Annotated in this window: 18 protein-coding genes; 12 read left to right on the top strand and 6 right to left on the bottom strand. The window is 71.4% G+C overall.

Going from position 1 to position 22,393, the window contains the following annotated elements; all coding sequences use genetic code 11:
• Together B2363_RS04520 and B2363_RS04525 are read right to left on the bottom strand one after the other, a co-directional pair.
• The gene (locus B2363_RS04520) at nt 1-279 is read right to left on the bottom strand and encodes an SHOCT domain-containing protein (RefSeq protein ID WP_286928743.1); all 279 of its coding nucleotides are present in this window, start codon (nt 277-279) and stop codon (nt 1-3) included.
• 35 nt (nt 280-314) lie between these two features.
• Nucleotides 315-752 (bottom strand): DUF6325 family protein, encoded by a 438-nt coding sequence (locus B2363_RS04525; protein ID WP_286928744.1) that lies wholly within the window; start codon nt 750-752, stop codon nt 315-317.
• A 218-nt stretch (nt 753-970) separates the two neighbouring features.
• Here B2363_RS04525 and B2363_RS04530 point away from each other — a divergent pair, with 218 nt between their 5' ends.
• The 4 genes from B2363_RS04530 (at nt 971) to B2363_RS04545 (ending at nt 6,366) form a co-directional block, all read left to right on the top strand.
• Nucleotides 971-1,237 (top strand): hypothetical protein, encoded by a 267-nt coding sequence (locus B2363_RS04530; protein ID WP_286928745.1) that lies wholly within the window; start codon nt 971-973, stop codon nt 1,235-1,237.
• Nucleotides 1,234-1,464, top strand: a complete 231-nt coding sequence (locus B2363_RS04535; RefSeq protein WP_286928746.1) for a hypothetical protein — start codon at nt 1,234-1,236, stop codon at nt 1,462-1,464. The genes B2363_RS04530 and B2363_RS04535 overlap by 4 nt, the downstream gene beginning before the upstream one ends.
• Nucleotides 1,465-1,466: 2 nt before the next feature.
• Entirely contained in the window at nt 1,467-3,611 is a 2,145-nt protein-coding gene (locus tag B2363_RS04540) for a LuxR C-terminal-related transcriptional regulator (protein WP_286928747.1), read from the top strand.
• A 100-nt stretch (nt 3,612-3,711) separates the two neighbouring features.
• The gene (locus B2363_RS04545) at nt 3,712-6,366 is read left to right on the top strand and encodes a LuxR C-terminal-related transcriptional regulator (RefSeq protein WP_286928748.1); all 2,655 of its coding nucleotides are present in this window, start codon (nt 3,712-3,714) and stop codon (nt 6,364-6,366) included.
• 27 nt (nt 6,367-6,393) lie between these two features.
• Here the strand turns inward: B2363_RS04545 and B2363_RS04550 are convergent, their stop codons facing one another.
• A complete protein-coding gene (locus B2363_RS04550; RefSeq protein ID WP_286928749.1) occupies nt 6,394-8,763 on the bottom strand; it encodes an arylsulfatase in 2,370 nt (789 codons plus the stop codon).
• Between the two features lie 131 nt (nt 8,764-8,894).
• Here B2363_RS04550 and B2363_RS04555 point away from each other — a divergent pair, with 131 nt between their 5' ends.
• The 3 genes from B2363_RS04555 to B2363_RS04565 are packed head-to-tail and all read left to right on the top strand — an operon-like array spanning nt 8,895 to nt 12,169.
• Entirely contained in the window at nt 8,895-9,866 is a 972-nt protein-coding gene (locus B2363_RS04555; protein WP_286928750.1) for a formylglycine-generating enzyme family protein, read from the top strand.
• Between the two features lie 9 nt (nt 9,867-9,875).
• Entirely contained in the window at nt 9,876-10,685 is an 810-nt protein-coding gene (locus tag B2363_RS04560; RefSeq protein WP_286928752.1) for an aldo/keto reductase, read from the top strand.
• A gap of 14 nt (nt 10,686-10,699) precedes the next feature.
• Nucleotides 10,700-12,169, top strand: coding sequence for a glycosyltransferase family 39 protein (locus tag B2363_RS04565; RefSeq protein ID WP_286928753.1), 1,470 nt, complete (start codon nt 10,700-10,702; stop codon nt 12,167-12,169).
• A 6-nt stretch (nt 12,170-12,175) separates the two neighbouring features.
• On the opposite strand, the gene B2363_RS04570 is transcribed toward B2363_RS04565, so the two are convergent.
• Nucleotides 12,176-12,832 (bottom strand): Pr6Pr family membrane protein, encoded by a 657-nt coding sequence (locus B2363_RS04570; RefSeq protein ID WP_286928754.1) that lies wholly within the window; start codon nt 12,830-12,832, stop codon nt 12,176-12,178.
• Nucleotides 12,833-12,987: 155 nt separating this feature from the next.
• Here B2363_RS04570 and B2363_RS04575 point away from each other — a divergent pair, with 155 nt between their 5' ends.
• From B2363_RS04575 to B2363_RS04585, 3 genes are all read left to right on the top strand, one after another.
• A complete protein-coding gene (locus tag B2363_RS04575; protein WP_286928755.1) occupies nt 12,988-13,836 on the top strand; it encodes an ABC transporter ATP-binding protein in 849 nt (282 codons plus the stop codon).
• Complete coding sequence (locus tag B2363_RS04580) at nt 13,833-14,621, top strand: ABC transporter permease subunit (protein ID WP_286928757.1); 789 nt, start codon at nt 13,833-13,835, stop codon at nt 14,619-14,621. Before B2363_RS04575 ends, B2363_RS04580 begins: the two co-directional genes overlap by 4 nt.
• Before the next feature lie 175 nt (nt 14,622-14,796).
• Nucleotides 14,797-16,638, top strand: coding sequence for a phosphoenolpyruvate carboxykinase (GTP) (locus B2363_RS04585; protein WP_286928758.1), 1,842 nt, complete (start codon nt 14,797-14,799; stop codon nt 16,636-16,638).
• A gap of 46 nt (nt 16,639-16,684) precedes the next feature.
• On the opposite strand, the gene B2363_RS04590 is transcribed toward B2363_RS04585, so the two are convergent.
• Both B2363_RS04590 and B2363_RS04595 read right to left on the bottom strand, forming a co-directional pair.
• Nucleotides 16,685-17,608, bottom strand: coding sequence for an EamA family transporter (locus B2363_RS04590; RefSeq protein ID WP_286928759.1), 924 nt, complete (start codon nt 17,606-17,608; stop codon nt 16,685-16,687).
• A 109-nt stretch (nt 17,609-17,717) separates the two neighbouring features.
• Complete coding sequence (locus B2363_RS04595) at nt 17,718-19,691, bottom strand: peptidoglycan DD-metalloendopeptidase family protein (RefSeq protein ID WP_286928760.1); 1,974 nt, start codon at nt 19,689-19,691, stop codon at nt 17,718-17,720.
• Nucleotides 19,692-19,886: 195 nt separating this feature from the next.
• On the opposite strand from B2363_RS04595, the gene B2363_RS04600 reads away from it, so the two are divergent.
• Complete coding sequence (locus tag B2363_RS04600; RefSeq protein ID WP_206680007.1) at nt 19,887-20,417, top strand: copper resistance CopC family protein; 531 nt, start codon at nt 19,887-19,889, stop codon at nt 20,415-20,417.
• Nucleotides 20,404-22,365, top strand: coding sequence for a bifunctional copper resistance protein CopD/cytochrome c oxidase assembly protein (locus B2363_RS04605; RefSeq protein ID WP_286928762.1), 1,962 nt, complete (start codon nt 20,404-20,406; stop codon nt 22,363-22,365). The genes B2363_RS04600 and B2363_RS04605 overlap by 14 nt, the downstream gene beginning before the upstream one ends.
• Nucleotides 22,366-22,393 lie beyond the last annotated feature (28 nt).

The raw sequence follows: 22,393 nt of genomic DNA on the forward strand, positions 1-22,393 counted from the left end.
TCACATCTGAGCGAGGATCCGTGCCTTCTGTGCGGCGAACTCCTCGTCCGTCAGCGTGCCGGCCTCGTGGAGACGGCCCAGGTCGCTCAGCAGGGCGATCGGGTCGTTCGCGGCGGGGGCGGGAGCGGCTTGCGGGGGCGGGGGAGGGGCGGCCTCGTAGGCGGGCTGCGCCTCCGCCGCCCAGCGTGACGCCTGCCGGCGTGACACGCGGTTCGAGACGGCGGTGGCCGTCCCGGCGATGGCCGCCGTTCGGGCGACGCCCCTGATGAGTCCTGGCATGGTCCTGCTCCGTTCGAATGGGTGGGTCGGTGGTGTCAGCTGGCGGCTTCGGCAGCGTCCAGCGCCTCGGCGATGTCGTCCAGCGGGATGAACCCCGCGGCGACCAGTTCGGCGCCACTGCGCCGCAGGGCACTCACGAAGGACGCGGCCCAGCGGTTCTCGTAGAGCAGGACCGCCGCGGCGCTGCCCGGGGTGAGGACGTTGCCCGCCTCGCGGAGGTCGTCCTCGCCCAGCAGGTCCGAGGAGGCTCCCTCGAAGATGGCCAGGTCGAGCTCGCCGTCACCGTCGAGGTCGGCGATCGCCAAGGCGTTGATCGTGCCGTCCTCCGCCTTCATCACGAAGGCCAGGTCCAGGACCCGGATGGTCCCGCGTTCGGTGAGCGCGACCAGCTCGCGCAGGCCCTCGCCGGTCATCTTCGCGCCGGGATACTCCACGACCAGGTAGCCGACCGGTCCCCATTCGACCTCGTCCATGACGATGCCGCCTTCCCTTGTGACTGAAGGACGCGCGGTGGTGCGCGTCCCGATCACGGTAGGAGCCGCGCCCCCACCCGGGCCTCATCCTGCGGGGACGAACCGGGACCCGCACGCGGCGCCGGCCCCATCACGAACTCATCTGGTCGTGACGATGAGGAGCAGTGGTGCGACGGGCCAGACTGCATCCAGGAGAGCACCGGTCTGGAGGTCGGCTCATGACGAAGGAACGCCCGCACAGGCAGGTGTTCGAGGTCCGGATCGAGGGCAGCGTTCCCGACGACGTCCTGCTCGAGCTGACGGACATCCAGGTCGTCACCCGCGAGCTGCGCACCTCGGTGCGCGCCAGCATCCGCGACCAGGCCGAGCTGCACGGCTTCCTCGCGCTCCTGCGCACGTACGGGCTGGAGGTCGTCGAGGTGCGGCGGATCGTCGTCCCCGAGCAGGGCTCCGGCGAGGACCAGACGGAGGGGGAACAGTCATGACCGACCGCGAGGCGCCTGTCATGGAGTTCGAGCTGACGATCGACGGAGGACTGGGTCCCGTCCTGCAGAACGCGCTCGGGCCCGAGTGCGAGACACGCACCCGCACGTACACGACGCTCCTCGCGGAATCGACCACCGACCTCGGGACCCTGATGGCAGCGCTGCACGAGCACGGTCTACGGATCGAGTCCGTCTTCGTCGTGGGGCCGCCCGCCGCTACTCTCTGAGCATGACTGGAGACCCGGCAGCGTCCGGGGCGGGGGTCAGCCGCAGCACGATCATCGAGGCCGCACGTGCGGGGTCCTACCGGGTCGTCGGAATAACCGCCCCGGCCGGCTACGGCAAGTCCGTCCTCCTGTCCCAGTGGGCCGCAGCCGAGCGCCGCGTCGTCGCGACCGTGAGGCTCGACCGCTCCGACGATGACGTGGAGCAGCTGCTGGGCGTCCTGGCGACCGCGTTCTTCGACGCGGTGCGCACGCCCGAGTCGTCCCGGACGACCACGGCACCCGGTGCCTGGGTGGTCGGGGCCCACCGGCTCGCCGCGGCGATGAGCGCCTGTCGTCGACCCTTCGTGCTCTTCGTCGACGACGTCCACGTGCTGCGGTCGCCCTCGTGCCAGGAGGTCCTGCGCATGGTGGTCGCGGCGGTGCCCTCGGGCTCGCAGGTCGTCACGGCGAGCCGTCACTCGCAGCCCCACCTGTCGCGGCTGCGGGCCGGCGGAGACGCCGCGGAGCTCACCAGCGTCCAACTGGCGTTCGGCCCCCGCGAGTCACGCGCGCTCTTCTCGCACGCGGGCGTCGAGCTCGACCGGGAGGAGGCCGAGCGTCTCGTCGTCGCCACCGAGGGGTGGCCGGCGGGCATCGCCCTCGCCGCGCACGGGGGACTGCCTTCTCCCTCGGCCGTCCGTGGCGACCACCGGGCCGTCGCGGACTACTTCGAGGCCGAGGTCCTGGCCCCGCTGACTCCGGCGCTCCGCGAGTTCCTGCGACGGTCCGCGATCCTCGACCGCCTGGGCGGGGGCGTCTGCGATGCCGTTCTCGGGCGCCGGGACTCGGCCGCACGACTGCGCGAGGTCGAGTCCGCCGTCCTGTTCGTCACGCCCGTCGGTCCGGGCCGGAGCTGGTACCGCCATCACCGGCTCTTCCAGCAGTTCCTCGTCGCCGAGCTGCAGCGCGAGGACACCGAGGTCGTCAGGGACCTGCACGGTCGCGCGGCCGACTGGTTCGAGCGGTCCGGAGCCCCGGAGGTCGCCGTCGAGCACCTGCTGGCCACCGACGACCACGACCGCACCGTCGAGCTCGTGGCCGGGATCGCACCCGCCGCGCTGGAGGCGGGTGAGATCGCCACCGTCCAGCACTGGCTCACCGCGCTCGGGGACGACCTGATCGCCGCCCATTCGCGACTCGCCGCCGTCCAGGGCTGGGTCGCGACCCTGACCGGACGTCCCGCCGCCGCCGAACGGTGGCTGGCCCACCTCGACGGACAGACGCCAGATGCGGAACGGGCCCCGGAGGTCGCCATCCTGCGCTCGGCGATGTGCCCCGACGGCCCGGACCGCGCCCTGAAGGACGCCCGACTCGCCGTGCAGGGCTTCGAACGATGGAGCGGCCGACGCACGGTGGCACTCGCGCTGTGCGGCGAGGCCCACCTGCTGCTCGGCGAGTCCGACGAGGCCGTGGAGTGCCTGGAGCGGGCAGCGCTCGAAGCGCAGGAGGAAGGCCGCCACGACGTGGTGATGGGGACGCGGGCGACCCTCGCTTGGATCGCGATGGACCGCGGCGCCTGGGACGAGGGCGCCGACGACGTGCGCGGCTGTCTCGCGGCACTCGCGGCGATGCGGTCGGCGCTGCATCCCTGGGCCCTGCTCGCCCACGCTGCGTCAGCGCGGGGGCACCTGCGCCGCGGCGACTCGGCGTCCGCGCTCCGGGACCTCGCGTCGGCGGTCGCCGCGCGAGGGGTGAGCACCTACGCCCGGCCGTTCCCGGCGGTGAAGGGCCGCCTGGAGGCCGCGAAGCTGCTCTGGGCCACGGGGGACCACGCGGGCGCTCGCGCCTTGGTGCGCGAGCTCCACGACATCTTCCGGGAGCGCCCCGACCTGGGTGTCCTGCGTGCCGAGTTCGACGGGTTCATCGAGATGATGCAGGGCGGACCCGAGCCGGGTCGCGACACCGTCACCGCCCCGTTGACACCGGCGGAGCTGCGCGTCCTGCCGTACCTCCAGACGCACCTGACCATCGCCCAGATCGGTGAGCGGCTGTTCGTGTCCCGCAACACGGCGAACTCCGAGATCGCCTCGATCTATCGCAAGCTCGGGGTCTCGAGTCGTGGCGACGCGGTCGCGAGGGCGACCGTGCTCGGCCTGCTCAGCCAGTGACGCACCTCATCAAACCCAGGCATCACACGGGCTTCATACGATTCGTGTGATCTGACGCCGAACCGCGGTCACTAGCGTGCTTGCAGGGGAGGCGAAAGCTATGGTGTCACGTCCTTCGAACGACCCGTCCGATCAAGATCCGCCTCGGTACCCTTCCTCCTACGGGGGCTGGCCCGGGATCCCCGAACGCCCGCGCCAGTTCGTCTCCCGGCCACGACTGCTCGACCGGTTCGACAGCGATCCGGCTGCCCCGCTGACCCTCGTCAGTGCGCCCGCGGGGACGGGCAAGACCGGCCTGGTTGCCGACTGGGCCTCGACCCGCGCGCCCGGACGGCTGGAATGGATCACCTTCGATCCAGGTGACGTGCTGTGGCCGTCGTTCATCGAGGCCCTCGAGCGGCTGGGAATCGTGTCTCCTCCGTCATCATCGCCCTCCGGCGACGCGGGCCTGGATCCACACCTGCGTCGCGACCTGGCCCTCGCGATCGCCTCCGCGTCCGATCCGGTCACCCTCGTGGTCGACGGCTACGAGGTGAGCTCGTCGAGCGTCGCCACCGACCTCGACTTCCTGCTGCGACACTCCGGGCATCGTCTGCGTCTGGTGCTGCTGACCCGGTCCGATCCCGTCCTGCCGCTGTACCGGTACCGGCTGGAAGAGTCGATGACCGAGATCAGGATGGCCGATCTCGCCCTGGACGACACTGAGGCCGCCGGGCTCCTGGGCCAGATGGGCGTGACCCTCACGAGCGAGTCGGTGCACGAGCTCAACGCGCGGACGCGCGGCTGGGTCACCGGCATGCGCTTCGCGGGAAGGCTGCTGCTCGACCACGACGACCCGGACGCCGACATCGGCCAGGTGATGGGGGAGAGCGGCAGCATCGCGGAGTACCTCATGGGCGAGGTCCTGGCCGATCTGTCGTCCCGTGACCTGGACCTGCTGATGGCGCTGAGCGTGCCCGACGTCATCGAGCCGGGGCTGGCTCACACCCTGGCCGGCGACGGCGCCGACCGGGCACTGTCGTCGCTCGCGCACGTGAACGTCTTCCTCGAACCCGTGCCCGACCATCCCGAGCACTACCGCTTCCACCCGTTCCTGCGAGACCTGCTGCGGGCCGAGCTGGGCTACCGGTCGCCGGAGACCTGGACGCTCCTCCAGGGCAGGGCCGCGCGGTGGTACGCCGCGCGGGGGACGCTCGCGACGGCGGCTCGCCACCACGCGTCGATCGAGGCGTGGGAGGACGTCGCCCGACTCGTGGCCGACCACGATGCCTGGGCGGAGCTGCTCCTGGCCGACCCGACCCACCCGCTCGTCCAGGTCATGCTCGCCGTGCCGGCCGACGTCGAGGCACCCGCGGCCGTCCTGGTCCGTGCGACGCTCGCGCTGGCCGAGCGGGACGAGGAGCGGTTCGACGCCGAGATGCTCCGGTTCGCCGTCGAGGGCGGACCGCGTCTGGAACCCGACCTGGAGCGAGCACGCGCACTGCTGCTCGCCCTCCGCGGTCGTGAGATCGCCGACCCGGCCCAGGCACGCGTCCTGGCCGACACCGCGGAGGAGGCGAAGCGGGACCACACGCGTCGCGACTCGGCGCTCGTGCCGCTCGCGCTCGCGACCAAGGGCATCGCCCAGGTCCGTCAGGGGCTCACGGCGGACGCGCGGTTCAGTCTTCGCGCGGGCGCCGTGGCCGCCGATCGCAGTGGCTCGGCGCCGCTGATGGTCGAGTGCCTCGGGCTGCTGGCGCTCGTGTCGTGCTGCGAGGGAGATCTGGGCCCTGCCTCGTCCGCTGCGGCGCACGCGGTCCGTGCGGCCCGCGAGGCCGGCCTCGCCGTCGAGGACCGGTCCGCGGCAGCGGAGATCGCGCTGGCCTGGGTCGCCGTCGAGCACTTCGACCTGCGCGCGGCCACCGATCACCTCCAGGCGGCCGAGTCCTCGCGCTCCGTCCTGTCCGATCCCGCCTCGCGGACGCTCCTCGCGCTCGTGAGGTCGAGGCTCCGCGCCGCTCAGGGCGACCGAGGTGCCGCCATCAGTGGCGTCACCGCCGCCCTCGACGGACTCCCGGATGCCGATCGCTGGCTCGCCGCGCGCCTGCGCGTCGAGCTCGCTGCGTGGCTCGTCGCCCGGGGCGACGAGCAGTCCGCCCGGGACGCGGTGGAGGGCGTGGACGAGCCCTCGGTCTCCGCTGCCCTCGCGCTTCTGCGGGCGCAGGTGGACCTCGCCGCGGGCCACGACGTGTGCGCGGCCGTCGCGATGGCGGAGGCGCGCGACCCCGCAGCCCCCGTCGCCGTTCGCGTCGCCGCGTCACTCGCGGAGTGCGCACGGCTGCTGCGTGGCGGAGCCGGAGCGCAGGCCCAGCGGGCGGTGACGGAGGCGTTGGTCCTCGCCCGCCCGATCACCCTCCGGCGGCCCTTCCACGAGGCCCCGGCGCCGGTGCGCCAGCTCGTGCTCCAGGACCGACAGCTCGCTGCGGCGCACGCCTGGCTCTTCGATCGGTCCGGCGCGCCGATGAACCGTCCAACGACCCGTCGGCCGTCGGAACCGGTCGAGCGGACCGCGCCGGTGGAACAGCTGACCGAGAAGGAGACGGAGGTCCTGGGCCACCTCGCCGCGCTCCTCACGACGGAGGAGATCGCCGCGGAGATGTACATCTCGGTGAACACCGTGCGGACCCACGTCCGGAACATCCTGCGCAAGCTCGGCGTCTCCCGCCGCAACGCCGCGGTCCGCATCGCTCGCGAGCTCGAGCTGCTCCCGCGCTGACTCCGATCCTCCCTCGAGGTCACCTGCTCACTGCCGCGCCAGCACGATGCGCAGCATCTCCTCGGGGGAGAGGTGATGGTCCGCGTCCTGGGCGTCCTCGCCGACCGCGATCTCCACCCAGTGCACCTCGCCGCTGAAGTGGTTCGGCACGGGATAGTCGTCGGCCACCAGCGCACCGTCCTCGCGTCCGACATCGCACGTGTCGTCCGCGGAGAAGATCATCGCGGCGGTGGCGTCGACCCTGCCCTCGCCGACCTCCTCCCCGTTCACGTACAGGCGAACGGTGCCGCCCTTGCCCAGGCCCGGACCCTCGTAGTCGAACTCCATCCGCACCTGGTGACGCCCGGCGGACAACCTCGTCTCGCTGCCGACGTAGAAGCGATGGATGCCGAACAGGTTGTAGCAGTACCGCAGGCAGCCGTCCTTCACGTACAGGGTCCAGCCGCCGATGCTGCCACCCTGGGCGATGATCACGCCGTGGGCGTCGTCCTCCACCGTGACCTCGGCCGTGACGGCGTGGGACGCGTTCTTGATGCTGACCACCGAGTGCTCGGAGAGACGTCCCATCCCGGCGTAGAGCCGCTGACGGTTGCCGCGGACGAGCTGGGGCCGGCCGCTCACCTCCGGCGACAGGCGCTCCGCTGCTCGATCGTCCAGCGGCAGCACCTGGTGGCGCACCGCCTCGATGAGGAAGAGTCGTTGCAGCTCGTGCAGCTTCTCGGGGTGCGTCTGTGCCAAATCCTCGCTCTGGGTCCAGTCGGTGTTCGTGTCGTAGAGCTCCCAGACGTCGTCGTCGAAGGCGGGCACGTCCTCGCCGATCAGCAGCCACGGGGTCTTGTGCCGCGTGACGGCGGTCCACCCGCGGTGGTAGACCCCGCGGTTGCCGAACATCTCGAAGTACTGGGTCTCGTGCCGGTCCGCGGCGGTCTCGTCGTCGAACGAGTACCGCATGGAGACCCCCTCCATCGGCGTCTGCTGCACGCCGTGGACGAAGGTGGGCTCGGCCAGCCCGGCCGCCTCGAGGATGGTCGGGGCGACGTCGATGACGTGGGCGAACTGGGAGCGCACGGCTCCGGCGGCCGTGAACCCGCGCGGCCAGTGCACGATCGCTCCGTTGCGCGTGCCGCCGAAGTGCGAGGCGACCTGCTTGGTCCACTGGTACGGGGTGTCCATCGCGTGGGCCCACCCCACCGAGTAGTGGCTGTAGGAGTCGGGGCCGCCGAAGTCCGCCAGCTTCGACATGAGGAACTCCGGTGTCTCCAGCGCGGCCGCACCGTTGAAGTTGATCATCTCGTTGTAGGTGCCGTTCATGGTTCCCTCGGCCGAGGCGCCGTTGTCTCCGATGATGTAGTAGATCAGCGTGTCCTCGAACACCTCGAGGTCCTCGAGCGCGTCCAGGAGCCGGCCGACGTGGTGATCGGTGAACTCGAGGAAGGCGGCGTAGACCTCCATCTGGCGGCGCAGCACCGGCTTGAGCTCGTCGGGCATCTCGTCCCACGAGGGAATCTCGGCCGGGCGGGGCGTGAGCTGCGCGTCGGCGGGGATGACGCCGATCTGCTTCTGCTGCGCGAAGATCTCCTCGCGCAGGACGTCCCAGCCCGCGTCGAAGCGCCCGGCGTACTTGTCGATCCACTCGGCGGGCACGTGGTGAGGAGCATGCGTGGCGCCCGGGGCGAAGTAGGCGAAGAACGGCTTGTCGGGCATGAGCGACTTCTGCCGCCGCATCCACCCGATCGCCTTGTCGGTCATGTCGCCCATGAGGTGGTAGCCGTCCTCAGGTGTGCGATCGGGCTCCACGGGGGTCGTGCCCTCGTAGAGCGCCGGGTAGAACTGGTGCGCCTCCCCGCCGATGAACCCGTAGAAGTACTCGAAGCCGCTTCCCGTGGGCCAGTTGTCGAACGGGCCGAGCGGGCTCGTCTCCCACACCGGGACCTCGTGGCACTTCCCGAACTGGGCCGTGGAGTAGCCGTTGAGCTTGAGGATCTCCGCCAGGGGCGCACAGGTGTTGGGACGACGCGAGTCGTAGCCCGGCGCCGAGGTCGCGATCTCGGTGATGCCGCCCATGCCCACCGTGTGGTGGTTCCGGCCACTGAGCAGCGCGGCGCGGGTCGGTGAGCACAGGGCCGTCGTGTGGAACCGGTTGTACTTCAGCCCCGCCGCGGCGAGGCGTTCGGCATGAGGCGTCGCGATGACGCCTCCGAAGGCGCTCGAGGCACCGAACCCGACGTCGTCGATCAGCACGACGAGCACGTTCGGTGCGCCGCTCGGCGGGCGGATCGGCCTGATGGGCTCGTGGCGCGTGTCCGGGTCCTTGGCGTCGTAGGTCACCAGCCCGACGGGTGCCCGATCCGGCACCGGCAGCACATCGCGTCGCGTCGCGTCGTCATTCGCAGGCATGGGCAGACCCGTTCGTCGGGGACCACCCGAGGGCGGCGGTCGATGACTGCCATCGTGTCCCCGCAGGACCGGGGTCTCGTCATCCACCTGGGATGATTCGGCGCTTCCGTCGGCGTCCGAGGATGGCGCACATGACCCACGAAGGCCTCGCACCCTGCTGCGTCCCGGGACTTCCGGGGGCGTCCGCGAAGCACCGCGACGTCGAGCTGCTCCCACCCGTCGTGGGTCCTCGGGGCGTGCGGCAGGTCAGGGTCCCGGGCGGCGTGACGTCGATGGGTGACCCGTTCGGCGACGGGGACCCGAACGACGGCGAGACGCCCGTCCACGCGGTGCGGCTGCACGACTTCTCGATGGACGCCACCGCCGTGACCAACGACGCCTTCGCGGAGTTCGTCGACGCCACCGGCCATGTCACCGACGCCGAGGACCTGGGGCTGTCCGCGGTGTTCGAAACGTCGTTCGCGGGCGACCCGCGCGACGTGCTGGGGCGCGCGGCCCACACACCGTGGTGGCTGGTCGTGGAGGGAGCCACCTGGCGTGCACCGGAGGGTCCCGGCTCCGATCTCTCCGACCGCGGCGACCACCCCGTCGTCCAGGTCTCGTGGAACGACGCGCGCGCCTATGCCGCGTGGGCCGGGAAGCGACTTCCGAGCGAGGCCGAGTGGGAGTACGCGGCGCGCGGTGGGACGGAGGGCCGGCGGTACCCGTGGGGTGACGAGCTGAAGCCGAGCGGCGAGTGGAGGTGCAACATCTGGCAGGGCGTCTTCCCGTCGATCAACCACGGTGACGACGGCCACCTGGCCACGGCGCCGGCAGCGGCCTTCGAGCCGAACGGGTACGGACTGCACCAGATGGTGGGCAACGTCTGGGAGTGGTGCGCCGACTGGTTCGACGCGCGTTACTACGAGGAGTCGCCCCCGACCTCACCGACGGGACCCGTGTCCGGGACGGCCCGGGTCATGCGTGGCGGGTCCTTCCTCTGCCACGACTCCTACTGCAATCGCTACCGCGTGGCCGCACGCTCTCGCAACACCCCGGACTCGGCGTCCGGCAACCTGGGCTTCCGCTGTGCCAGCCGCGCCGAGGGGCCCGAGTCGCCCTAGAGTCGAGCCGTGAGCCTCGCACTGCCTCCCGTCGGTTTCGGAACGTACAAGCTCAACGGCCTGAGCGGCGTGGACGCGGTCGTCTCCGCGCTGCACACCGGCTACCGCCTGCTGGACTCGGCGATGAACTACGAGAACGAGGGCGCCGTCGGCACCGCCGTCCGCCGCTCCGGCGTCGACCGTGACGAGGTCGTCGTCACCTCGAAGCTGCCCGGTCGGCACCACGCGTACGACCTCGCGGTGACGTCCATCGAGGAGAGCGTCCTGCGCACGGGCCTGGACCACCTCGACCTCCACCTCATCCACTGGCCCAACCCGTCGCGCGGCCTCTACGTCGAGGCGTGGCAGGCGCTGGTCGACGCGCAGCAGCGCGGTCTCGTGTTCCACATCGGCGTCTGCAACTTCCTGCCCGAGCACCTCGACCGGCTCGAGCGGGAGACCGGAGTCCTGCCCGCGGTGAACCAGATCGAGCTGCACCCCTACTTCCCCCAGGTCGACGCCCTGGCGCACCACCGGGAGCGAGGGATCGTCACCCAGGCGTGGAGCCCTCTGGGCCGCAAGAGCGACCTGCTCGAGAACCCGGTGGTCGTCGACGTCGCCCGCCAGCACGGGATCACCCCGGCGGAGGCCGTGCTCGCCTGGCACGCCGCGGTGGGCACGGTGCCGTTGCCGAAGGCCTCGTCGGTCGAGCGGCAGCGGCAGAACCTGGCCGCCGTGGAGCTCGAGCTCGACAGGGCTGCGGTGGAGCGGCTGACGGCGCTGGGCCGTCCCGACGGGCGCCTGTTCGACGGGGATCCCGCCACCCGCGTCGAGGACTAAACGGGACCCACACCATGACGACGCCACGCGCCGTGATGCTGGTCGTCCTGGCCGCCGTGCTGGTGCGACTGCCGTTCCTCGCGGTCCTGCCCGGACCGGACGAGGCGGGCCTGCTCCTGGTCGGCGGTCAGTGGGGCCCCGGGGACTCGCTGTACGGCGACTTCTGGGTCGACCGGCCTCCGCTGCTGATCGCGTGGGCCGAGCTCGCGGCACGCACCGGGGGAGTCGTGACCCTGCGCCTCGTGGGTCTGGTGGCGGTCGTCCTGACGGTGGTGGCGTGCGCAGCCGCCGCGGGCCGCCTGGCCGGCCCTCGCGCCGCGCGCTGGGCCGCGGTCACGGCGGCGATCCTCACGGTGAGCCCCTGGCTCGGCGCCGAGCGGGTCAACGGCGAGCTGCTCGCCGCCCCGTGGATCGCCGCGGGAATCTACGCAGCGGTGCGCGCCGTGCAGGAGCCCGGACCGCGCTGGGCGCTCGCCACTGGAGCAGCGCTCGCGGGTGCCGTCCTCACGAAGCAGAACCACGCCGACGGCGCGGTCTTCGCACTGGTCCTGCTGGTCCTGACCGTCACGGCGGGAGGTCTCCGAGCCCGCGAGGCCGTGCGACTGGCCGCCTGGGCCCTCGCCGGTGCCGTCCTGCTGGCCGTGACTGCGGTCCTGGCCGCGTGGGCCCGTGGCACGGACCCGGTCCAGCTCTTCGACGCGCTCTTCGCGTTCCGCCTCCGAGCCGCCGACGTGATGGCCAACGAACCTCCGGGCGCCACGGGCGGCCGACCGGCCGAGATGCTGGGCCGCGCCGCACTCGGAGGTCAGCTGATCCTCGTCCTCGGCGTCCTCCTGGCTGCGCTCGCCGACCGCTTCCGGTCACCCGCAGCACTCGCCGCCGCGGCGGCCACCGCGTTCGGCTGCCTCTCGGTGCTCGCCGGTGGGAGCTGGTGGAACCACTACCTCGTCGAGCTGGCCGCACCCGTCGCCGTCGGAACCGGCTTGATCGCGGCTCGCACCAGGATCGTCGTGCCCGCCGTCCTCGGTTACTCCGCGGTGGCCACGGTGATCGGCGCGATCGTCGTGCTGCCGGCCGTCGACACGGTGGACGGACGCGTCGGGGCCGGCCGGATGATCGCCGCGTCCGCCGAGGTCGGCGACACGGTCGTCAGCGCGTGGGGCCGCCCGGACCTCGTCCTGGCCTCAGGGCTCGACTCTCCCTATGCCCATCTGTGGAGCCTGCCGGTGCGCACCGACGACTCCGCGCTCGAGGAGTTCTCCCGCGTCGTCTCCGGCGACGACGCACCGACGTGGCTCGTGATGAACGGGTCGCTGAAGGGCTGGGGGATCACCAGCGGTGCCGCGGATCGGATCGTCGACCGGAGGTACCGCCGCCTCACCGGCGTCTGCGGACTCGACGTGTTGCTGCGCCGCGACGTCCAGCGGGTCACACCGACCGTGCCGGACGACGTTCGCTGCGAGCCGCCCACGGTGCTGCGCTGACGCGAGTCACGTGTCGAGACGTCGGTCCAGCCACGTCAGGGCGGCCAGGCACACCAGGACCAGCAGGGCGATGCCCGCACAGGCGATCGCCACGTCAGCGCCTCCCGAGGTCGCGACGTCCAGGAACGGGTACGGGTACCAGCCGGTCGTCCACCCGACCACGAGCGTCACCACCAGCCACACGACGGGCCAGGCGAAGGCCACGAGGGTCGCGTGACGATCGATGCGGCCGCGCGGCCCGAACACGACCCAGCCGACGACGGCCAGGGCCGGCACCGCCAGATGCAGCAGGCGATCGGCCACGAGGCTCGCGCCTTCGAGCTCCAGCAGCGGACGCAGCAGGAAGAAGTGCACGAGTCCCGTGACCGTGATGCCCATGACGCCGGCGAGGCGCAGCGCACGCCACCACCGACCGTCGGCCCGAGGGTCGCGCACCAGGGCGAGCACCGACACGAGGACCAGCAGGTTGCTCTGGATCGTGAAGTACGCGGCAAAGCGCGCGAGTCGGACAGGCAGGTCCGGGCGCTCGGTCTCGACCAGGACGGACGCGCCGCTGAAAACCAGTCCCAGCTGGAGGAGCAGTGCCACCAGAGCGGTCGCGGCGGTCAGTCCGTGCCAGGCGCGCGGCAGCGCGACGGATGGTGCGAATCGCGTTGCGTCCACCGGGGGTCCCTCGCTCTCGGTCTGCGGCGCCGAGGCCGAGTGGACCGTCGGTGCTCACGCTTCGGCCCTGAGTCTGGCAAAGCGCCGAGGCAGTCGTGCCTCCGGGATGAGCCCAACCGCATGACGATCCGGGACCGACCACCCATGATGTTCAGGTGACGTCCGAACCCGTGGTCCGCGCGACAGCCCTGACGAGAGTCTTCGACGACCGCGTCGCCGTCTCCGATCTCGACCTCGTCGTGGGGAGGGGTCGGGTGCTCGGTGTCCTCGGGCCGAACGGTTCGGGCAAGTCGACGACCGTGCGGATGCTGACCGGCCTGCTCCGGCCCACCTCGGGCACCGTGGAGCTCTTCGGCGAGGCCGTGACTCCCGAGTCGGCGCCGCGACTGCGTGCGCGGATCGGCGTCCAGACCGAGGCCAATCTCTACCACCGGCTGACCGTCGCGGAGAACCTGCGCACGTGGGGTGCGCTGCACGGACTCGGTCCTTCCGTCACCGAGCGGCGTCTGTCCGAGGTGCTCGAGGTCGTCGGCCTCTCCGACCGCCGTGACAGTCCCGTCGGCTCGCTCAGCAAGGGCCTGCGTCAGAAGGCCAAGATCGCGCGGGCCCTGCTGCCGGGGCCGGAGCTGATCTTCCTCGACGAGCCGACCGCGGGCCTGGACCCCGAAGCGGCCCTCGACGTGCTGGGTCACCTCGCGAAGCTCCGCGCCGACGGGGACACGACGATCGTCCTGTGCACCCACCAGCTGCACGGCTTGGAGCAGCTGTGCGACGACGTGGTCATGCTCGACCGCGGGCGCATCGTGGCGGCGGGCGAGGTCACCGAGCTCGTGGCCTCGCACTGGCCCGACCGCGAGTACGTCATCCGCGTGTCGGAGCGCGAGATCGCCGAGCGGGTCGTCGCCGGGCTCAGGGCGGAGGGAGTCGCCGTGCCCGATCCCGAGAGCACGGCGCCCTCGCTGCACGACCTCTACTTCGCGCTGCTGGCGGGGGAGGAGGCGTGAACGCCGGCCGGGTCCGCGCGCTCGTGACGAAGGACTGGATCGAGCTGCGCCGCAACCGCCAGACCCTCCTGCCCATCGTGATGCTGCCGATCGTCTTCGCGCTGGTGCTGCCCGCCACGCTGATCGCGGCCACGAGCCGCCCCGAGGCCCTGGCACGGCTCGACTTCCTCACCTCCTACCTCGACGGCCTGCCGCCCCACGTGGCCGCCGACCCGACCCGTGCGGTCGTCGAGTACTTCATGGCGCCGATCTTCCTGATGATCCCCGTCGTGATCGCGACGGTGCTGGCCACCGCGGCGTTCGTGGGGGAGAAGGAGCGCGACACGCTCGAGGGCCTGCTCTTCACGCCGCTCACCGACCGCGAGCTCGTGATCGGCAAGATCCTCGTCTCGTGGGTGCCCGCGGTGCTGGTGACCTGGCTGTCCACCGCGCTGTTCACCGTGGTCGTCTCCGCGTCCGCCCGCCCCTGGCAGCACGGCTGGTCCTTCCCGACCGGTACGTGGCTCGCGCTCGTCGGCGTGATCGCCCCGCTGGTGTCGTTCTTCGCCATCGGCTGCATCGTCCTGATCTCGCACCGCGCCTCGACGCTGCAGGGCGCCCAGGCCGTCGCCGGACTGCTCGTGCTGCCCGTGATCATCCTGATCATGTCGCAGGCGGCGGGGGCCCTGGCCTTCGACGGGCGGGTCGTCGTGGTGGTCGGCTTGCTCTCCGTGGTGGGCGATCTCGTGGTCTTCCACCTCGCCGTCCGTCGCTTCGACCGGGACCGCGTGGTCACGCGACTGTGACCCTTTCGTGGTGTGGCATTCCCCACAGGGCCCGCCGGAGGATGGCACCGAAGGCGCGGTAGGGTCGCGGTAATCTCCGGGATCGTGCCGTCGGAAATGTCCGTCGGCACGGGACGGAACATCGACGGGACCGGACCGGCCGGCGGGCTGGTCCAGGAGAGGAACAGGCAGACCGATGGTCGACGTGGACAAGGTCCTGGACGAGGCGGGGTTGAAGAACCCCCACGTCCATGAGTTCGTGAAGCACTGGGCGGGGGTCACCCAGCCCGATCGCATCGAGGTCGTCAGCGCCAGCGATGACGCGCGGCTCCTCCAGGAGGCGCTCGAGGCAGGCGAGCTCGAGCCGGCCGGTGAAGGTCTCTACTACTCGCAGAGCTACCACAAGGACACGGCACGCTCCGAGGAGCGGACGATCGTCGCCACCAGCGACCCGGCGGACCAGGGCGTCTACAACAACTGGCGTCACGCCGACGAGATCAAGCCCGTCGTCATCGGCAACATGACGGGTGCCTCGCAGGGCAAGACGATGTACGTCATCCCCTACCTGATGGCCGCGCCCGGCTCGCCGCTGGAGGCCTACGCCGCCGGCATCGAGCTGACGGACAACCGCAACGTCGTGCTCCAGATGATCCGCATGGCTCGCGTGGGCGTCGACCTGTTCGAGAACCTGAACGACCCCGAGAGCTTCGTGCGCGCCGTGCACGTCACGGGCGACCTGGAGAACCTCGGCCAGGGCACCCCCGACGACAAGCGCTACTTCGTGACCGTCGCCGACGAGCGCACGATCCTGCACTTCGGCTCGTCCTACGGCGGCAACGCGCTGCTGGGCAAGATCGCCCACGGCCTGCGCCAGGCGAACTGGGACGGCTGGGCCTCGCGCAAGTTCCTCGCCGAGCAGTACATGCTCATCGCGATCCAGGACAAGGAGACCGGCAAGAAGTACCACATCGCCGGCGGCTTCCCGAGCGCCTCGGGCAAGACGAACCTCGCCATGATGGTGGCCCCGGGCGTGCTCGGCGACCGCTACTACGTCGAGTTCTTCGGCGACGACATCGCGTGGCTGTGGGTCGGCGACGACGGCAAGCTCTACGGCATGAACCCCGAGTTCGGTGTGTTCGGCGTGGCGATCGACACCAACGCGATCACCAACCCGAACGCGCTCGCCGCGGTCCGCGAGGGCACCGGCGCCATCTTCACCAACACGGCGTACAACGTGAACACCCACGAGACCTGGTGGGAGGGCAAGTCGCCCGACTACCCCGAGGACGTCGAGGGCTGGCGCGACTGGAAGGGCCACCTCATCTCCGAGCGTCCGGCCGACGAGCAGCGCTCGAAGGCCCACGTGTGGGCCCACCCGAACTGCCGCTTCACGTCGACGATGACGAACGTCCCGAATGAGTCGCCCGACTACAACGACCCGGCGGGCGTGCCGATCGACGGCATCATCTACGGCGGCCGTACGCGCGACCGCGAGCCGCTGATCCGCGCGATCGAGGACCCGGCCGAGGGCGTCTACGACGGCCTGACGCTGGGTGCCGAGGCCACCGCCGCGGCCGAGGGCGTGGCCGGCCAGCTGCGCTACGACCCGATGTCGATGCGTCCGTTCCTGGCGCTGCCCGAGGGCCGCTACGCCCAGCACTGGCTCGACATCCTCGACCAGGTCACCGACAAGCCGCTGTTCGCCCACGTGAACTGGTTCCAGCGTGACGCCGACGGCGGCTACCTGTGGCCCGGCTACAGCGAGAACCTGCGCGCCCTGCTGTGGATGATGGACTTCCGCGAGGGCCGTGTCACCGGCACGAAGACCCCCGTCGGCGTCGTCCCCACGAAGGACGAGCTGAACCTCGAGGGCCTGGAGATCGACGACGCCACCCTCGACCAGCTCCTGTCGATCGACGTCGACCGCTGGAAGCAGGAGATCGGCCTGCGCGAGGAGCACCTCAAGCAGTTCGGCGGACTGCCCGAGCGCATCTGGGAGGCGCACCGTCGCGTCGCCCAGGACCTCGACGAGGCCTGACGCACCGAACGGAGGGGCCTCACCGCATTGCGGTGGGGCCCTTTCGTCATGCCGGTCGCGGCCGCTCGGCCCGGACCACCAGCGCGACCCCCACGACGACGATCGCGCCGCCGGTGACGATCGCGCCGGTGAGCGGCTCGGCGAGGATGAGGGCGCCGAGCAGCACCGCGACCACGGGGTTCACGTAGGCGTAGGTCGACACGAGCGAGAGCGGCGCGTTCTGCAGCAGCCACACGTACGCCGAGTAGGCGACGATCGACCCGAACACCACGAGGTACCCCAGCGCGATCCACGACGACGTCGAGGCATCGCCGAAGTCACCCAGGCGCTCTCCGCTCACCGTGCCGATCACCAGGAGCGCGATCGCGGCGGCCAGCATCTCCCACACCGTGGCGACGAACGGGTTCGCCGGCATCGGCATCCGCTGGGACATGAACGAGCCGACCGACCAGCTCAGCGAGGCACCGACGATGATCAGGATCCCGGCGGTCGTGCCGCCGGCGCCGCCACCGGGGAGCACGAGCACGGCGAGACCGACGAATCCGACCAGGACCCCGGCCCACGTGAGCAGCCGCGGGCGGGCGCCACTGGCGAAGCGGAGCAGGATCAGCCAGAGGGGAACCATCGCGACGAGCAGCGCCGCGATCCCCGAGGGCACTGTCCGCTCGCCGAGCACCACGCCGCCGTTGCCGCCGCCGAGCAGGAGGACGCCCACGATGGCCGCTCCCCGCAGCTCCCGCGGGCGGACCCGCAGCACCCGCGGACCCGACCGGAGGGCCAGGAACGTCCCCATCAGCACGGCGGCCGTCAGGAAGCGGGCTCCCGCCGAGATCAGCGGGGGCATGTCCTCGACCACGACCCGGATCCCCAGGTACGTCGATCCCCACGCGACGTAGACCACCCCGAGCGCACACCACAGGGCGGCGGGGGAGACGTCGGCTCGCTGGGTGGTGGTCGGCTGCGTTGTCATGACCGTCCTGTCCTCGTGGTCCTGACATCCATCCAACCGCGACGCTCCGACAGATCTCCAGCGCTTGAGCGCCATCACCCGCAGGGATCCGGCCAAACCTCCGCGACGGTCAGGCGGTCGGCAGCGACCAGGCGTTGCCGCCCTCGGCCTTGAGCCCCAGGGCGCGGGCGCGCTTGGCGACCCAGGCCTGCTCGGCCTTCTTCAGCGAGCCGAGCTCGAAGCGCGTGCCCCAGCCGAAGGGCGAGGTGCCGGGGATGTCGACGAGCGTGCCCTCGGGACCGCGCTGGATCTGGCCCACGATGTCGCGGTACCCGGCACGGAACTCCAGCGGCTCGTCGAACTTGCCGCGGAAGTCTGCCGCGAGGCGCTTGGCCCGCTTGGCCACGTCGCAGCGCAGCATCGTGTCGCCGGTGGCGCACAGGACGCCGCGGGGGACCTGCCCGTTGCTGTAGCCGCCCCAGCCCTTGCCGGCGCCGCTGTTGGTCAGGTACTGAACTAGCACCGGCATCGGGTCGATGAACTTGCCGTCGACCTGGATCTCGAAGTGCAGGTGCGGGCCCGTGGAGTTGCCACGGGAGCCGACCAGGGCGATCTCGTCGCCGGCGTTGACGGTCTGACCGTCCTGCACGAGCACCTTGGAGGAGTGCGCGTAGCGCTCGGCCGTGCCGTCGGGGTGCGACACCGTGACGAGCGTGCCGGCCCAGCCGATCTCCTCCAGCTTCACGACGCCGCCGCGCGAGGCGTAGATCGGGGTGCCGGCGGGTGCGGCGAGGTCCTGGCCGGTGTGGGTGGACTGCCACATGCTGCCGCCCATGCCGAAGCCGGCCGAGATCGAGTACGTGCCCTGCTTGAGCGGGAAGGTCCAGCCCTGGCGAGTGGCCGCGGTGGCCTTCGTGGCGTTGCAGATGGTGGTGGGGGAGGAGGCGGTGCCCTTCGGAGGCGTGTTGCGGCCCGTGCCCAGCGCGGGGCGGGTGATGGCGTAGGGCTTCTCCGGAACGCTCGAGACGCCCACCTGGCCGCGGGTGGCCGGAGCGTCGATCATGCGGCCGCCGCCGATGTAGACGCCCACGTGGTGGATGCCGGAGGCCTTGTTCGCCGAGAAGACCAGGTCGCCCCGGAGCATCTGCGCCTTCCGGACCTTGACCGTGCGGGCGTACAGCTGGGCCGGGGTGCCGCTGAGGTCGTAGCCGCCCTCGACCTGCAGCAGGCCGCCGCAGCTCCAGGCGCCCGAGGCGTTCCTGGCCGCGTAGTCGTCGCCGATCCGGCCGACCAGCGCGTTGATCATGCGGATGGTCTGGGCGGGCAGCACCTCGACGGTGGTGGAGCCGACCGTGGCCCTGCCGACGCCGCGCGTGGCCTTGAGGCGTCCCGCCGGCGGGGCCTTGACGCCGAGCCGGGTCAGCTGCCGGGTGTAGCGCTTCCACGCCGTGGTGGAGGCGGTGTTCCAGGACTCCTGCTCGACGCGGGTCTGGGGCAGGCCCGCGGGCGTGGACGAGGCGCCGAGGCCGAGCTGCTTCGCGATCTTGCCGACCTGCTTGAGCTGACGGGCCGCGCTGGCCTCGGCCTTCTCCGCGATCTTCGTGGCGCGGTCGGCGCGGGCCTGGAGCACCTGGGCCGCGTCGAACGCCCGCTTCGCGTCGCCGAGGTGTCCCTCCTGGGCCTCGGTGACCTGCTCGGTGCTGAAGATCCCGGTGATGAGGTCCTCGGGGTTCTCCGCCGCCGCGAGCGCCGTGAGCTTCTGGGCGAAGGGGTCGCCGCTCGGCGACATCGCGTACTCGACCACCTGCGCCACGTAGGCGCGGGCGATGGTGCGCTGCCGGTCGGCGTCGCGCTGGCGCTCGACGGCTTCCTTGCGGCGGTCCTCGGCCACGCTGAGGTTGGCCTCGTAGCGCAGGGCGAGGGTGGTCAGCTCGGTGACGGCGCTCGGCGCGATCGCGAGCGGATCGGGGACGTCCAGCGAGGGCGTGGAGCCGCTCGGGCCGGTGGTCGGGGACGGCGTGGGGTCGACGGCGTGAGCGGCGGTCGGCAGCGCCAGAGCGGCGAGCGTGACCGTCACTGTCGCGATGACCCGAGTCAGACGCACGTGTGACACCTCCACGGGTGAGTGAACCACGTGCCCCAACCTCCTGTTCACACAATCCCCATCAGTCACTCTGGTCGTGCCATCGACTCTGGTCCCGAAGGGCCAGAAACCCTCCGAACAACCGCCGGATAGGCTGAAGGAGTGCGTCTGACTTCTCTTGTGCTCCTCGTCACTGCGGTCATCCTCGGATGGTCGGTGCCTGCCCGAGCGCACACGTCCCTGATCTCCTCGGACCCCACGGACGGAGCTCGCCTGGAGGCCGTCCCCGAGCGAGTCGTGCTGACCTTCACCGAGAACCTGCGGGAGCCGTCGGAGGTGGGCGTGAGCGTCGACGGGAAGGCCGTCGATGCCGAGGTGCAGGTCGACGGTCCGCGAGTCGTCGTCACGCCGTCGAGTGAAGCACCCGATGGCGCGTACGAGGTCAATTATCGCGTCGTCTCGGTAGATGGCCACCCCATCATCGGAACCACCCGCTTCACGGTCACCGACCCCGACGCCGTCGCCAACGAGGCGCCGGCCGACGAGGGAACCCCCACGACCGTTCCCTCCGAGGAGATCTCGGCCGATCCCGCCGATCCCGCCGAGACCTCGGCCGACGCGAAGGACGACTCGGTGTGGTCCTCGCCGCTGGTGCTCGGCGCCCTCGTGGTCGTCGTGGTGCTCGCCATCGGCGGCGCCACCGTGCTCCGCCGCCGCTCGACGTCGTCCGACGATGACCGTCCCTGACCGCCCGGGTCTCCCGTTCGCCGCTGCGGTCGGCGGCCTGGGCCTGGTCGCGCTCGTCGCTGTCGTCGTCCTGAGCGGCGCCAGCCCGCAGCCCGTGCCCGTGGGCCTGCCCGACCCCGGGCCGGTCGTCGGATGGGCCATCCCGATCTCCCGCTTCCTGTCGAACCTGCTCGCCACCGCCACGGTCGGCTTCCTGCTGGTGGCCGTGGTGCTGCTGCCCTCGGGCGACCGGCTCGAGGGTCTCTCGGTGCAGGCGGTGCGGATCGCGTCGCGCACCGCGTGGGGCTGGCTCGTCGCGTCGCTGGTCTTCTACTGGGCCAACGTCGCCGATCTCTACGCCCGCCCGATGCACGACGTGGGCATCGGCCAGCTGTGGGACTTCGCCTCGGTCTTCGCCACCGGCCGCGGTCTGCTCGCGCAGGCGCTCGCAGCGCTCGTCGTGGCGCTGTGGACCTCCTGGACCTTCTCGGTGCGCCAGCTCGCCATCTGCGTGGGCGTGGCGCTGCTGGGCATCTCCGCGGTCGGGCTCACCGGGCACTCGGCCTCGTCCGGCTCGCACATGCTCGCGACCGCCAGCCTCGTGCTGCACCTGGTCGGCGTCGTGCTGTGGGTGGGCGGCCTGATCGCCCTGGGCTGGGTGGCGCTGCGCCGCAGCCGACGCCTCGAGGACGCCGTGGCCCGCTACTCGACCCTCGCCGCATGGTGCTTCGTCGTGGTCGCGGTCTCGGGCGTGGTGAGCGCCTCGGTCAACCTCGGCTCGCTCGGGGGACTGGACTCCACGTACGGGGTCCTGGTGATCCTGAAGGCCGTCGCGCTCATCGGGCTCGGGGCCATCGGCGTGGCCCAGCGGCGGCGGCTGCGCTCGCGAGGCGCGGGCTTCGCGCGCTTCGCGATCCTCGAGGTCGCCCTGATGACCGTGACGTTCGCGCTGGCGGTAGTCCTCGGCCGCACCGCCACCCCGGTGGGGGAGGACGTGCTCACCACCCCGGCCGAGCTCCTGCTGGGCCGCTCCCTGCCGCCCGAGCCGACGGTGACACGGATCCTGTTCGGCTTCTACCCCGACGGCATCGGCCTGGCCGTGGTCGGCTTCGGCACGGCGCTCTACGTCGCCGGCCTGCTGGTGATGCGCCGTCGCAACGACTCCTGGCCCGTCGGCCGCACGATCAGCTGGTTCCTCGGCCTGACCATCGTCGCGTGGGCGACGTTCGGCGGGCTGGGCCAGTACTCGAGCGTCGCCTTCAGCCTGCACATGGTGTCGCACATGATGCTGTCGATGGTGGCGCCGATCTTCCTGGTGCTCGGCGCCCCGATGACCCTCGCCCTGCGCACGCTGCCCGGCCCCCGCCGCCCCGGCGAGCACTCGCCCCGGTCGCTGCTGCGCGACGCCCTCCACTCGCGGGTCTCCCGCTTCTACACGAACCCGATCGTGGCGGCCGTGATCTTCCTGGGCACGCTCTACGCCGTCTACTACACCGGCCTGTTCGAGTCGATGATGCGCTCGCACACGGGTCACGCCTTCATGGAGCTGCACTTCCTGCTCTCGGGCTTCCTGTTCTACTACGTGATCATCGGCGTGGACCCCTCGCCGGTGCGGCTCAGCCCGCTGGCCCGATTCGGCGTGCTGATGCTCTCGGTGCCGTTCCACGCCTTCTTCTCCGTGGCGCTGATGTCCTCGAACGTCGTCATCGCGGAGTCGTACTACCAGGCGCTCGAGCGTCCCTACCTCACCGATCTCGCCCAGGACCAGTACCTCGGCGGCGGCATCGCGTGGGCGATGGGGGAGATCCCGCTCCTGCTGGTCATCGGCGCGATCTTCGTCCAGTGGTTCCGGTCGGACTCGCGCGAGGCCACCCGGTCGGACCGTGCCGCCGACCGCGACGACGACGCGGCCCTCGAGCAGTACAACGCCTACCTCGCCGGCCTGCGCGACGACGCCTCGCGTCGCTGACGCACCCCGGACACACCACTGCCCGGTC

The organism is Aeromicrobium sp. UBA7512 (assembly GCF_002476985.1).
GTDB lineage: Bacteria > Actinomycetota > Actinomycetes > Propionibacteriales > Nocardioidaceae > Aeromicrobium > Aeromicrobium phoceense.

Bases quoted from the DNA above. Each gene is read 5' to 3' on its own strand.
- B2363_RS04535 (WP_286928746.1), top strand. From the start codon at position 1,234: ATGACCGACCGCGAGGCGCCTGTCATGGAGTTCGAGCTGACGATCGAC.
- B2363_RS04550 (WP_286928749.1), bottom strand. From the start codon at position 8,763: ATGCCTGCGAATGACGACGCGACGCGACGCGATGTGCTGCCGGTGCCG.
- B2363_RS04585 (WP_286928758.1), top strand. From the start codon at position 14,797: ATGGTCGACGTGGACAAGGTCCTGGACGAGGCGGGGTTGAAGAACCCC.
- B2363_RS04555 (WP_286928750.1), top strand. From the start codon at position 8,895: ATGACCCACGAAGGCCTCGCACCCTGCTGCGTCCCGGGACTTCCGGGG.
- B2363_RS04530 (WP_286928745.1), top strand. From the start codon at position 971: ATGACGAAGGAACGCCCGCACAGGCAGGTGTTCGAGGTCCGGATCGAG.
- B2363_RS04525 (WP_286928744.1), bottom strand. From the start codon at position 752: ATGGACGAGGTCGAATGGGGACCGGTCGGCTACCTGGTCGTGGAGTAT.
- B2363_RS04540 (WP_286928747.1), top strand. From the start codon at position 1,467: ATGACTGGAGACCCGGCAGCGTCCGGGGCGGGGGTCAGCCGCAGCACG.
- B2363_RS04545 (WP_286928748.1), top strand. From the start codon at position 3,712: ATGGTGTCACGTCCTTCGAACGACCCGTCCGATCAAGATCCGCCTCGG.
- B2363_RS04565 (WP_286928753.1), top strand. From the start codon at position 10,700: ATGACGACGCCACGCGCCGTGATGCTGGTCGTCCTGGCCGCCGTGCTG.
- B2363_RS04590 (WP_286928759.1), bottom strand. From the start codon at position 17,608: ATGACAACGCAGCCGACCACCACCCAGCGAGCCGACGTCTCCCCCGCC.
- B2363_RS04605 (WP_286928762.1), top strand. From the start codon at position 20,404: ATGACCGTCCCTGACCGCCCGGGTCTCCCGTTCGCCGCTGCGGTCGGC.
- B2363_RS04520 (WP_286928743.1), bottom strand. From the start codon at position 279: ATGCCAGGACTCATCAGGGGCGTCGCCCGAACGGCGGCCATCGCCGGG.